The organism is Pseudomonas sp. LPH60, assembly GCF_030718165.1.
GTDB lineage: Bacteria > Pseudomonadota > Gammaproteobacteria > Pseudomonadales > Pseudomonadaceae > Aquipseudomonas > Aquipseudomonas danubii.
Genome location: NZ_JAVAJH010000002.1, coordinates 25,519 through 37,387, shown reverse-complemented (window position 1 = coordinate 37,387; position 11,869 = coordinate 25,519). Strand labels below are relative to the sequence as shown.

Genomic DNA, 11,869 nt, shown 5'->3' with positions numbered 1-11,869 from the left:
GGGTAAATTGGCCTGCCGAGCCGCTGCATCGATCGCCTCGGACGATGCCGCGATCCATTGCCGCTCGGCGTCCCCCGGACCAGGATCGTTCATACGATGGATAAGCTTGAACAATACCGCGTGTTCATCCAGGTGGCCGACATGGGCAGCTTCATCAAGGCCGCCCATGTCCTGGAACTGCCACGGGCCACCGTCTCCTCCGCCGTGCAGCAACTGGAAACCGGCCTCGGCACGCGCCTGCTGCACCGCACGACCCGGCATGTGCAATTGACCGCCGACGGCGCCATCCTTCTGGAGCGAGCCCGGCGTCTGCTGGCGGATGCATCCGAACTCAGCCAACTGTTCCAGCATCGCCAGGTGGATGTCAGTGGACGTTTGAACATCGACGTACCCAGCCGCATCGCCCGGCGCCTGATCGTGCCCGCCCTGCCCCAATGGCTGGCGCAATACCCCGGCCTGCAACTGGCGCTGGGGGCCTGCGATCGCAGCATCGACCTGGTCCAGGAAGGCATCGACTGCGCGATCCGCGTCGGCAGCCTGGCGGACAGCAGCCTGATCGCCCGTCCCCTGGGACGCCTGGCGCTGATCAACTGCGCCAGCCCCGCCTACCTCGCCGAACATGGCGAGCCTCACAGCCATCAGGACCTGCAGAACGGCCAGTGGATGGTGGGCTACGCCTGCCCGGACACGGGTCGAGAGCTGCCCTGGGAATACCTGCAGGAAGGTCGCGAGCACCTGCTGGGCCTGCCCAGTCGGGTGATCGTCAACAACGTCGAGAACTACATTGCCTGCTGTCGCCAGGGCCTGGGGCTGATCCAGGTGCCGCGCTTCGATGTGCAGCATCTACTGGAGCGCGGCGAACTGGTGCAGGTGCTTCATGACCTGCCGGTGGCGCCCATGGAAATCAGCGCACTGTACCCCGACCGCCGCCATCGCTCGCGCCGTCTCAATGTGTTCATCGAATGGTTTGCCGAACTGATCAAACCGCACCTGGAGACTTGAAGCCGACCTGCAGAACGTGAGATGAAAGCGCCTCCAACGGATTGAGGCCACCGGACCATGACGCACCTGTACATCACCGCCCCGCAGCCTGACGACGTGCATGAACTGCTAGCTTTTGAACAAGAGAACCGCGCTTTTTTCGAGACCTCGATCAACGCCCGACCCGCCGCGTACTACTGTGTCGAAGGCGTCGCCGAAGCCATCGCCCAGGCTCGACAGGACGCCGAAGCGGATCGCGGCTATCAATTCCTGATCCGTGAAAACTCACAGCTGGTGGGACGCATCAACCTGCACCGGGTGCAGCGCGCCTACTTCAATTGCGCCGAACTGGGCTATCGAGTGGGCGCCCGCTTCAACGGCCGCGGCATCGCCAAGGCGGCGGTGGAGCAAGTCCGGCAACGGGCCTTCGGGGAATTGCAACTGAGCCGCATCGAAGCCAACGCCCGCCCGGAGAACCTCGGCTCGGTGCGGGTACTGGAGGCATCAGGGTTCTCCTGCTACGGCCATTCACGCCGCAGCTTCCTGCTGCACGGGCAGTGGTTCGACCGTTTGCATTACGAATGCCATGGGCCGTTGCAACACTGAAACCCTCCGCGTCCGCCGGGCCAGGCGGACGCGAAACTTGAACCCTCAGCGTGACACTCAGCTGGACAGCTGACTGGCGAACTGCCCCACCGCGCCCACCACTTTCTGCGCACCGTCCTGGATCTCGACAATCACCGCGCCGGCCTCCGCCGCCAGGGTCAGGCCCTGCTCGGCTTGCTGGCGACCTTCGGCCATCAGTTCCACCGCCGAGCGGGCCATGTCCTGGTTGTGCCGGACCACACCGACGATTTCGTCGGTGGCGTTGCTGGTACGCGAGGCCAGTTGCCGGACCTCGTCGGCGACCACGGCGAAACCGCGCCCCTGTTCACCGGCCCGAGCGGCCTCGATCGCCGCATTGAGGGCCAGCAGGTTGGTCTGCTCGGCAATCCCGCTGATGGTCTTGACGATGCTGCCAATCACCAGGGACTGCTCGTTCAGGGCTTCAATACCGTCACCGGCGTCTTGCATGCACTTGGCCAGGTCACGCATCACGTCCAGGGTTTGAGTGACCACCGCCGAGCCGCGCTGGGCGCTGGTATCGGTTTGGCGGGAGATGCTGTAGGCGATGTCGGCAGCCTCGGCCACCGAGCGTTCCTGGTTCACCTGCTCGGTGATCACGGTGGCGAACTTCACCACTTTGTACAGCTGGCCGTTGGCATCCAGCACCGGGTTGTAAGAGGCGTCGAGCCACACGACACGCCCCTGGCTGTCGATACGCTTGAAGCGGTCGGCGACATACTCGCCAGCGTTCAGGCGCGCCCAGAACTCCTGGTAAGACGGCCCCTCATATTCCTGGGGTTCGCAAAACAGACGGTGGTTCTGGCCCTGGACTTCATCAAGGCGGTAACCCATGCAGGCCAGAAAACGCGGGTTGGCGGTCAGCACCCGGCCTTGCAGATCGAACTCGATCACCGCAGTGGAACGCAGCAACGCCGCCATCAGGTTTTCATGCTCGCAGGCGCTTTCCACCGACGCCGTCTGGTCGCTGCAGATCAGCGAGTAGTGGTCCAGGCGTCCGGCGCTGTCATGGACCAGCTGCACGCAGGTATGCAACCAGGCGTCGCGGCCGTCGCCCCGCTGCAGACGCAACTGGCCGATGTAGCCTTCGTTGCGCCCCTGGGCCGCCTGGAAAGTGCGATACAACTGCGTCGCCTGGGTGTGGCGCGACACAATCTGCTCCAGGGGCTGCCCACAGAGCTGTTGGCCATCAAGGCCCAGGGTGCGTGTGAAGTTCTGGTTGACCCGACGGATCACCCCCTCGCCGTCCAGTTCGATGCTGAGCACCTGGGTTTCCAGACAGGCCTTGAATTGCTGCAGAGCATTCAGCTCGTCGCTCAAGGTGGCAAGCTGTTGCTTCAAACGTTTGTTGAACATGGATACACCGACAGACTAAGAGTGGATACAGCGACCCTCTTGCCATCGGCGCTGCCTGACCTTTCTCCAAGCCATGCCCAGCGTTTCAGAATATTCTTAAGACCTCTTCGGAAATTTCCTCAAGGCCATCGGAGCCGGCGAACGCCGTGCCCAGAGGATGAGCGGTGCCCCGTCACCGGGGCCCCATGACTCAGGTCGACAGTTGATTGGCGAACTGACCCACCGCGCTCACCACTTTCTGTGCGCCGTCCTGGATCTCGACGATCACCGTGCCGGCTTCTGCGGCCAGGGCCAGGCCCTGCTCGGCCTGCAGCTTGCCTTCGGCCATCAACTCCACGGCTTCACGGGCCATGTCCTGGTTCTGCCGGACCACGCCGACGATTTCTTCGGTGGCCTTGCTGGTACGCGAGGCCAGTTGCCGGACCTCATCGGCGACCACGGCAAAACCCCGTCCCTGCTCACCGGCACGGGCTGCCTCGATCGCCGCATTGAGCGCCAGCAGGTTGGTCTGCTCGGCAATTCCGCTGATGGTCTTGACGATGCTGCCAATCACCAGGGATTGCTCGTTCAGAGCGCCGATACCCTCGCCGGCCTCCTGCATGTGTTTGGCCAGATCACGCATGACGTTCACCGCCTCGGTGACCACCGTGGTGCCGCGCTGGGCGCTGTTGTCGGTCTGCAACGAGGTGCTGTAGGCAATGTTGGCCGCTTCGGCCACGGCCATTTCCTGATTCACCTGATCGGTGATCACCGTGGCGAACTTCACCACCTTGTAGAGCTTGTTGTTGGCGTCCAGCACCGGGTTGTAGGAGGCCTCCAGCCAGACCACCCGGCCATGGGCATCGATCCGCTTGAAGCGTTCAGCGATGAATTCCCCGGCATTCAGGCGTCTCCAGAACGCCTGGTAGGCCGCGCTGTTGTACTCCTCCGGCTCACAGAACATGCGGTGATGCTTGCCCTTGATCTGCGCCAGGCTGTAACCCATCCCGGCCAGGAAACGGTCATTGGCGGTCAGCACATGGCCATTGAGATCGAACTCGATCAGCGCGGTGGAACGCATCAGCGCGCCGATCAGGTTCTCGTGCTCGCGGGAGGCCTCGATGGTGCGGGTCAGGTCGCTGGAAAAGATCGCGAAGTACTTGATCCGGCCCTCTGAGTCGCGAATCGGCTGGGAAATGGCGCGCAGCCAGGCCTCCTCACCGTTGCCCCGCAGCAAGCGCACCGCCCCGGCAAAATGCTCGCCCCGGGCCAGGGTCGCCTTGAAGCGCTGATGGAACTCGTCGTGCTTGACGTGTTCCGGGACGATGTCCTCCAGGGCACGGCCCACCAGATCGCCTCCCTTGTAGAGCATTTCCTGGGCGAAGTTGTGGTTGACCGATTGAATCCGTCCATCGGCGCTCAAATTGATCACGAGCATCTCGCTTTCAAGACTTTCCTTCACTTGCTGAAGGCTCGAGAGTTCTTCACGAAGCGCCGACAACTCTTGCTTCAAGCGTTTATTGAACATGAGGATGCACCGGGGACGGGGGACTGAAAAAATGGGCTGCTTTGGGCCTAACATCGGCCCTGAAAGAATTTTCTTAATAGCAACTGCGACTTGTCCGGCCAAAAAATTTCAACGGCAGGCAAAGCCCGTCGATACGGGGCTTTCGCCGAAGATTCATCGCCGCGTTGGAGCGCGTATAGTCGGCTTCTGGAAATTCCACGGCGATCGACGGAGTTGGACTATGGACGCAACACGCAAGGCACTTTTCCAGCAGGCGGCAGCCCGGATCGGCCACAGTTTCGAAGGCGAAATGCGCATTGGCGGCAACTATGTGCCGGCGGTGCGTAACGGTGACGAGGTCTATGTCAGCGGGCAGATACCGCGCATCGACAACACGGTGATGGTGGTCGGCCGGGTGGGCGCCGAGACGTCCCTGGAGCAGGCCCGGCACGGGGCACAGATTTGTACCCTGCGAGCCCTGGCGATCCTGGAACAGATGCTCGGCGACCTGCAGCGGATCAAGCGCATTCTGCGAATCAACGTCTATGTGCAGAGCGCGGCGGACTTCACCCAGCAGAGCGAAGTGGCGGATGGCGCCTCAGAGATCCTGTATTCGGTGTTTACCGAGGCCGGCGTGCACACACGCACTTCGCTGGGGGTCTATCAGCTGCCGAAAAACGCCTCGGTGGAAGTCGACATGATCGTTGCCCTGCACCCCGAACCAGGCGACGCCTGAGGGCACGACACCAGAGTCAGCTGCCGTTGTTGCGGCACTGACCCACCACCTGATATTCGATGGTCTTGAGCTGACCGGCGGAGTCTTCATACGTCATGCGCGAGGGCACCACCTCGCAGGACTTGGCCGCAGGCGTCACATTGACCACCCTGGCGATATCCAGCGCCATGCCATAGCGGTAGCTCTGCACCACCGGTGCCGGTTTGCCCTGGCTCGCGGCATAGCGCTCCATGGCCTTCTGGTTCTCCAGCATGGCGCGGGTAAAGGTGCGATCACCACCGCCCTCGGCCAGGGCCAGGGCAGAAATGGACAGCAGCAACGCGGCGATACTCAAGTTGAAAAGCTTCATGACAGTTTCCTCGTCCAGTTGACTCCAGCGAGGATAAGGAACCGACCCTGTCAGAATGATCGCGGGCACATTACTTATCTGTAATGCCCCTTCAGGCAACTTCCCCACCCATTGCCATCGCCCCTGTTCATGGGGGTTTCAGAGGCTTTGGCCGAGCGTTACCAGCGTCCTTTCTTGCACAATTGTAATCACCGGGTCACCTCGCCGTTATCGACTGTTTGCAACTATCGACAGCGACTTTCAGGGCGCTTCTGCGCCGGTCAGTCCGCCCAATAAGAACGCCTCTGGCGATATAAAAGTTGATAGCTGCCAACACTCAGGAGCGACCCCATGCGAATCAATCCCCCTCTGTCCCTGTCCGTGCTTGCCGCGGTACTGGGGCTGTGTCCCGTGGCGGCGGTAACCGCCGAGGAACGACCCGAAGGCTTTGTCGAAGGCAGCCGCCTCGACCTGTTGCTGCGCAACTACTACTTCAACCGCGATGATCGCAAGGGCCAGTCCAGCCCCACCGGCAACGGTTACTCCGAAGCCTGGGCCCAGGGCCTGATCGGCCAGTTCGAGTCCGGCTTCACCCAGGGCACGGTCGGATTCGGCATCGACGCCTTTGCCATGTACGGCCTCAAGCTCGACTCCGGCAGCGGGCGCAGCGGCGGCCGTGGCTCCTTCGGCATGCTGCCGGTGAACCACGACAACGAGCCCGCCGACGGCTATGGCAAGGCCGGCGGCGCGGTGAAACTGCGAGCCCTGGACACCGTGCTGAAAGTCGGCGACGTGTTCCCCAAGACGCCGGTGGTGCACTACGGCGACTCGCGCCTGCTGCCGGAAAGCTTTCGCGGCATGACCCTGGAAAACACCAGCCTCGACGGTCTCAACCTGCAGGGCGGGCGCCTGCACGCCATGAGCCAGCCCGACAGCAGCGGCATGCGCGACGGCTTCGCCACCTTCTACGCGGGCAAGGTCGACTCGCCCTGGGTCGGCTACTTCGGTGGCGACTACAAGTTCAACCCCAACCTGAGTTTCAGCCTCTACAGCAGCCGCCTGAAAGACGCCTGGGATCAGTACTACTTCGGCACGGCGATGAACTACCCGGTGTCCGACGACCTGACCCTGTTCAGCGGCTTCAACTATTACAAGGCTGTGGACGAGGGCAAGAAACTGCTGGGCGAGTTCGACAACAACATCTGGAGCGCCAAGGTCGGCGCCACCTACGGCGCCCACACACTGGCCCTGTCGCACCAGCGCAACAACGGTAACGACGACTTCGACTACCTGCGCCAGTCGGACTCGATCTTTCTCGACAACTCGATCCAGTACAGCGACTTCAACTCGCCCAAGGAGCGTTCGTGGATGGTCCGCTACGACCTCGACATGCAGACCTTCGGCATTCCCGGTCTGTCGTTCATGACCCGCTACGCGCGCGGCAGCGACGCCGACTACAGCCACGCCAACTCGGTGTACATGCGCCGCGACGCGGCGGGTGATCCGCTGACCGATCAGCGTCGCTGGGAGCGGGACATCGAAGCCAAGTACGTGTTCCAGGGCGGCACGCTCAAGGACCTGTCCCTGCGCATCCGCCAGGCGACCATCCGCTCCAGTCAGTTCGAGTCCGACCTGGAAGAATTCCGACTGATCGTCGAGTACCCGCTGGCCCTGCTCTAAAGCGTCTGGCCGGGCAGGTTGCGGCCTGCCCGGTGTTAAAACTTCTTCACAGACGCATGGCTTTCAGAACTGTAATATCGGCCTCACCTTCTCGTTAGGTTGGCCTCCATATACTCCTGAACACACTCGAATCCGCCGTGATTCCCCCGGCCGGCGAGCTTGTCAGGAGAAACACCATGGGTCCCACCCGACTATTGTTGATCGGCCTTCTGGCCACTAGCGGCTCCGCCGTCTGGGCATCTGATGGCAGCGAACGCCCACAGCAGGTCCGCGACACCTTCCTCGCCAGCCAGGAACAGATTCACGGCAACGCCAGTCAGCAAACAGCCGCGGCTGGCACCGGCACTTCCCCTCGCGACGCGGGCGCATCCGCTACGACCGAGGAAGATATTTAACGGCGATGGCCTACCGAGCACATTCATCTCTTGAAGCGTTTTTTTGATGCTCCTTTGGAAAGAGATGAATTTTTAGCGTCCCGCATGGGGCGCTTTTTTTTTGCCCGAAAACTGCCGCAGGACTGGCACCTGTAGCCGCTGCCGCAGGCTGCGAACGACCGCGAAGCAGGTGCTGCATCTGAGGATCGCTGAAGGTCCTGCGGACCTTTGCGCAGCTTCGCCTGGGCTCAGCAGCGGCTACAGGGATGCAAGAGAGACATAGATGTTAACGAGATACATCTGTTAACAGGCCGAGCCAGGACTAGCGTGAAGGGATCATTCCAGCACAGGGAGGGCCGGGTAATGCAATTCCGATCCAATGGTTATCGCCTGCTCAAAGGACGACACACACAGATCGGTAGAATCTACGCGATAACCGCCGTGACCGAACAGCGACGCCCGATGTTCAGCGACTTCTACCTGGGGCGGCTGGTGGTCGAACAAATCAGGGCACAACACGAAGCGGGACTCATCCACTCCCTGGCCTGGGTGGTCATGCCTGATCACATTCACTGGTTGTTCCAACTGCAGAAATGCTCGCTGGAAGAGTCCTTGTGCCGACTCAAGTCACGAAGCGGGCGCAACATCAACCAGCGCCTGAACCAGCGTGGTCGACTGTGGCAAAAAGGGTATTACGAACGGGCCATCCGTCGCGAAGCAGACCTCAAGGCGCTTGCCCGCTACATCATCTACAACCCGGTTCGAGCGGGACTGGTCCAGCGCGTAGGCGATTATCCCCTCTGGGATGCCGCCTGGCTCTAACCCACCCGCCCTGTAGCCGTTGCTGAGCCCGCGAAGCTGCGCAAAGGTCCGCAGGACCTTGCTTAACAATCTCCAGCCGAACTCGCAGCGGCCTCAAGACCGCCGCGGCCCTCGTGCCGTTCGCAGCCTGCGGCAGCGGCTACACAAATCCCCGATCGGCATTGGCCCTGTAGCCGCTGCTGAGCCACGGCGAAGCTGCGCAAAGGTCCGCAGGACCTTGCCTGACGATCTCCCGCCAACCCCGCAGCGACCTCAAGACCGCCGCGTCCCTTCGACGGAATGCCGCCCAGTCCGCTCACAGCCTGCGGCAGCGGCGACAGGCGCTAGTCCTCTTCCTTGCGGTGCGCCCATTGGTACAGCGCTGGCAGAACCAGCAAGGTGAGGATGGTGGACGACAGGATGCCGCCAATCACTACCGTCGCCAGGGGCCGTTGCACTTCGGCGCCGGTGCCGGTGGCCAGGGCCATAGGAACAAACCCCAGGGACGCCACCAGGGCGGTCATCAGCACCGGACGCAAACGGGTCAGGGCGCCTTCATGAATCGCCACGGACAGCGAACGCCCTTCCTCGCGCAGGTTGCGGATAAAGGCGATCATCACCAGCCCATTGAGCACCGCCACCCCCGACAAGGCGATAAAACCCACCCCCGCCGAGATCGACAGCGGAATACCCCGCAACCACAGGGCCATGATCCCGCCGGTCAGGGCAAAGGGAATGCCGGTGAACACCAGCAGGCCGTCCTTGAGGTTGTTGAACATCATGAACAACAACCCGAACACCAGCAGCAGTGCCACCGGCACCACCACTTGCAGGCGCTGGGATGCTTCCTGCAATTGCTCGAACTGGCCGCCCCAGGTGGTCCAGTACCCCGCGGGCACCTTGACCTTGCCGGCAATCAACGCCGTGGCTTCCTCGACAAAGGAGCCGATATCCCGCCCGCGAACGTTGGCGCTGACGATCACCAGGCGCTTGCCATTCTCGCGGCTGACCTGATTGGGGCCCAACACCAGATCGAGGCTGGCCACTTCCGACAGGGCGATAAAGCCGATCTGCCCGTTGGCCGTGCCCGCGGTCGCCGGGATCGGGATCAGCAGCCGCGAAAGGCCGTCAATGTCGGTACGCAGTTGGTCCGAGAGACGCACCACCATGTCGAAGCGCCGGTCGCCTTCATACAGGGTGCCGGCCTGGCGCCCGCCCACCGCCACCGCAATGGTGTCTTGCACATCGCCCACATTCAGGCCGAATCGCGCCGCCTTGTCGCGGTCGATATTGATGGTCAGCACTGGCAGGCCGGAGGTCTGCTCGACCTTGACTTCCGAGGCACCGGGCAAGCCCTGCAGGGCCGTGGCGATTTCATTGGCGGTCTTGTTCAGCACGGTCATGTCGTCACCGAACACCTTGACCGCCACATCGCTGCGCACCCCGGAAATCAGCTCGTTGAAACGCAGTTGGATCGGCTGCGACAGTTCATAGGCGCTGCCCGGGACCAGGGCGCTGGCGCGCTGGATATCGGCAATCAACGCCTCCCGGGACTTGCCCGGGTCCGGCCATTGCGCCTTGGGCTTGAGCATCAGGTAACTGTCGGAAATATTCGGCGGCATCGGGTCCGAGGCGATCTCCGCGGTGCCGGTGCGGGCAAACACCCGCTCGATCTCCGGCACCTGCGCCAGCAGGGTTTTCTCCAGACGCTGCTGCATGTCCACCGACTGCGTGAGGCTGGTGCCAGGTACCCGCAGGGCCTGTTGGGCGAAGTCGCCTTCGCTGAGGCTGGGAATGAATTCACTGCCCATGCGGCTGGCCAGCACACCGCTGCCCAGCAGGATCGCCGCGGCCGCCGCGAAGGTCGTCGCACGATGGCCCATGACCCAGTCCAGCACCGGGGCGTAGCCACGCTTGGCGCTACGCACCAGCAGGTTTTCCTCTTCCTTGACCTTGCCGGTGACGAACAGCGCAATGGCCGCCGGGACGAAGGTCACCGAGAGGATCATCGCCCCCAGCAGGGCCATGACCACGGTGAAGGCCATGGGGTGGAACATCTTCCCGGCCACCCCGGTGAGGGCAAAGATCGGCAGGTACACCACCATGATGATCAACTGGCCGAAGATCAGCGCCCGCCGCGCTTCCTTGGCCGCGGCAAAGACTTCGTGCAGGCGTTCGGAGCGAGTCAGCATGCGGCCATGGTGCTGCTGGGCATGGGCCAGGCGGCGGATGGCGTTCTCCACAATCACCACCGCGCCGTCGACGATGATGCCGAAGTCCAGGGCGCCGAGGCTCATCAGGTTGGCGCTGACCTTGTTGCTGAACATGCCGGTGAAGGTGAACAGCATCGACAGCGGAATCACCAGGGCGGTGATCAGCGCGGCGCGAATATTGCCCAGGAACAGGAACAGAATCACGATCACCAGCAACGCGCCTTCGAAGAGGTTCTTCTTCACCGTGGCGATGGCTTTTTCCACCAGGTTGGTGCGGTCGTATACCGTGACCGCCACCACCCCTGCGGGCAGCGAGCGGTTGATCTCTTCGAGCTTTTTCGCCACGGCCTGGGACACACTGCGGCTGTTCTCGCCGATCAGCATGAACACCGTCCCCAGCACCACTTCCCGGCCGTTCTCGGTGGCCGCGCCCGTACGCAGTTCGCGACCGATCTGCACCTGGGCGACATTGCGCACGCGGATCGGCGTGCCGTCGCTGCTGCTGATGACGATGTTGGCGATGTCCTCGATGGACGCCAGTTGCCCCGGCGCACGGATCAGCAACTGCTCGCCGCTGCGTTCGATGTAGCCGGCGCCGACGTTGGCGTTGTTGCGCTCCAGAGCCGTCACCAGATCATTGAGGGTCAGCTGGTAGGCCGCCAGGCGCTTGGGGTCCGGAGCGATCTGGTACTCCTTGGCGAAGCCGCCGATGGTGTTGATCTCCGCCACGCCCTGCACGTTGCGCAGCTGCGGCTTGATGATCCAGTCCTGGATCACCCGCAAGTCGGTGGGGGTGTAGGGCGTGCCATCTTCCTTGCGCGCACCGTCCTCGGCCTCCACGGTCCAGAGGAAGATTTCCCCCAGCCCGGTGGAGATCGGCCCCATCACCGCCTCCACGCCTTCAGGCAATTGCTCACGAGCCACTTGCAGGCGCTCGTTGACCAGTTGCCGGGCGAAGAACAGGTCGGTGCCGTCCTTGAAGATCACCGTCACCTGGGACAGGCCCGAGCGCGACAGCGAGCGGGTCTGTTGCAAGCCCGGCAAGCCGGCCATGGCGGTCTCGATGGGAAAGGTGATGCGCTGCTCGGTTTCCAGGGGCGAAAACCCTGGCGCTGCGGAGTTGATCTGCACCTGGACGTTGGTGATGTCGGGGACCGCGTCGATCGGCAGCTTCTGGTAGCTGGCGATGCCGACCCCGGCCATCAGCAGCACCGCCAACAGGACGATGATGCGCTGCTCGATGGCGAATTGAATGAGGCGCTCAAACATGGGAAATCACTCTGTGCTGTG

At 62.7% G+C, this 11,869-nt stretch carries 8 protein-coding genes and 4 pseudogenes; 6 read left to right on the top strand and 6 right to left on the bottom strand.

Translation table 11 applies throughout. The features are described from left to right. Window positions 1-96 precede the first annotated feature (96 nt). Window positions 97-1,002, top strand: coding sequence for a LysR family transcriptional regulator (locus Q8O96_RS05655; protein WP_102860212.1), 906 nt, complete (start codon window positions 97-99; stop codon window positions 1,000-1,002). Window positions 1,003-1,059: 57 nt separating this feature from the next. Next, window positions 1,060-1,587: a GNAT family N-acetyltransferase gene (locus Q8O96_RS05650; protein ID WP_102860211.1), complete on the top strand. Its 528-nt coding sequence runs from the start codon at window positions 1,060-1,062 to the stop codon at window positions 1,585-1,587. A gap of 57 nt (window positions 1,588-1,644) precedes the next feature. Here Q8O96_RS05650 and Q8O96_RS31180 read toward each other — a convergent pair. From Q8O96_RS31180 to Q8O96_RS31165, 4 pseudogenes are all read right to left on the bottom strand, one after another. After that, window positions 1,645-2,079 (bottom strand): annotated as a pseudogene (locus Q8O96_RS31180) (methyl-accepting chemotaxis protein); the annotation flags it as partial. A gap of 108 nt (window positions 2,080-2,187) precedes the next feature. After that, window positions 2,188-2,961, bottom strand: a pseudogene (locus tag Q8O96_RS31175) (PAS domain-containing protein); the annotation flags it as partial. Between the two features lie 190 nt (window positions 2,962-3,151). Then, window positions 3,152-3,583 (bottom strand): annotated as a pseudogene (locus Q8O96_RS31170) (methyl-accepting chemotaxis protein); the annotation flags it as partial. A gap of 162 nt (window positions 3,584-3,745) precedes the next feature. Further along, window positions 3,746-4,378: pseudogene (locus Q8O96_RS31165) on the bottom strand (PAS domain-containing protein); the annotation flags it as partial. Window positions 4,379-4,688: 310 nt separating this feature from the next. Between Q8O96_RS31165 and Q8O96_RS05635 the strand changes: the two are divergent. Continuing rightward, a complete protein-coding gene (locus Q8O96_RS05635) occupies window positions 4,689-5,183 on the top strand; it encodes a RidA family protein (RefSeq protein WP_305948528.1) in 495 nt (164 codons plus the stop codon). A 16-nt stretch (window positions 5,184-5,199) separates the two neighbouring features. Here Q8O96_RS05635 and Q8O96_RS05630 read toward each other — a convergent pair whose 3' ends face one another. Further along, window positions 5,200-5,532, bottom strand: a complete 333-nt coding sequence (locus tag Q8O96_RS05630; RefSeq protein WP_102860207.1) for a DUF2790 domain-containing protein — start codon at window positions 5,530-5,532, stop codon at window positions 5,200-5,202. Between the two features lie 330 nt (window positions 5,533-5,862). Here Q8O96_RS05630 and Q8O96_RS05625 point away from each other — a divergent pair, with 330 nt between their 5' ends. The 3 genes from Q8O96_RS05625 (at window position 5,863) to Q8O96_RS05615 (ending at window position 8,387) form a co-directional block, all read left to right on the top strand. After that, complete coding sequence (locus Q8O96_RS05625) at window positions 5,863-7,191, top strand: OprD family porin (protein WP_305948527.1); 1,329 nt, start codon at window positions 5,863-5,865, stop codon at window positions 7,189-7,191. 176 nt (window positions 7,192-7,367) lie between these two features. Further along, window positions 7,368-7,586: a hypothetical protein gene (locus Q8O96_RS05620; protein ID WP_305948526.1), complete on the top strand. Its 219-nt coding sequence runs from the start codon at window positions 7,368-7,370 to the stop codon at window positions 7,584-7,586. A 342-nt stretch (window positions 7,587-7,928) separates the two neighbouring features. Beyond that, window positions 7,929-8,387 carry a transposase gene (locus tag Q8O96_RS05615; RefSeq protein ID WP_170004413.1) on the top strand — a complete coding sequence of 153 codons (459 nt, stop codon included), beginning with the start codon at window positions 7,929-7,931 and terminating at the stop codon, window positions 8,385-8,387. Window positions 8,388-8,710: 323 nt separating this feature from the next. Here the strand turns inward: Q8O96_RS05615 and Q8O96_RS05610 are convergent, their stop codons facing one another. Beyond that, window positions 8,711-11,848 (bottom strand): CusA/CzcA family heavy metal efflux RND transporter, encoded by a 3,138-nt coding sequence (locus Q8O96_RS05610; protein WP_115580935.1) that lies wholly within the window; start codon window positions 11,846-11,848, stop codon window positions 8,711-8,713. Window positions 11,849-11,869 lie beyond the last annotated feature (21 nt).

What these genes read in the sequence shown, in the direction of transcription:
- Q8O96_RS05655 (WP_102860212.1), top strand. Translation starts at nt 97, where the DNA reads ATGGATAAGCTTGAACAATACCGCGTGTTCATCCAGGTGGCCGACATG.
- Q8O96_RS05650 (WP_102860211.1), top strand. Translation starts at nt 1,060, where the DNA reads ATGACGCACCTGTACATCACCGCCCCGCAGCCTGACGACGTGCATGAA.
- Q8O96_RS05635 (WP_305948528.1), top strand. Translation starts at nt 4,689, where the DNA reads ATGGACGCAACACGCAAGGCACTTTTCCAGCAGGCGGCAGCCCGGATC.
- Q8O96_RS05630 (WP_102860207.1), bottom strand. Translation starts at nt 5,532, where the DNA reads ATGAAGCTTTTCAACTTGAGTATCGCCGCGTTGCTGCTGTCCATTTCT.
- Q8O96_RS05625 (WP_305948527.1), top strand. Translation starts at nt 5,863, where the DNA reads ATGCGAATCAATCCCCCTCTGTCCCTGTCCGTGCTTGCCGCGGTACTG.
- Q8O96_RS05620 (WP_305948526.1), top strand. Translation starts at nt 7,368, where the DNA reads ATGGGTCCCACCCGACTATTGTTGATCGGCCTTCTGGCCACTAGCGGC.
- Q8O96_RS05615 (WP_170004413.1), top strand. Translation starts at nt 7,929, where the DNA reads ATGCAATTCCGATCCAATGGTTATCGCCTGCTCAAAGGACGACACACA.
- Q8O96_RS05610 (WP_115580935.1), bottom strand. Translation starts at nt 11,848, where the DNA reads ATGTTTGAGCGCCTCATTCAATTCGCCATCGAGCAGCGCATCATCGTC.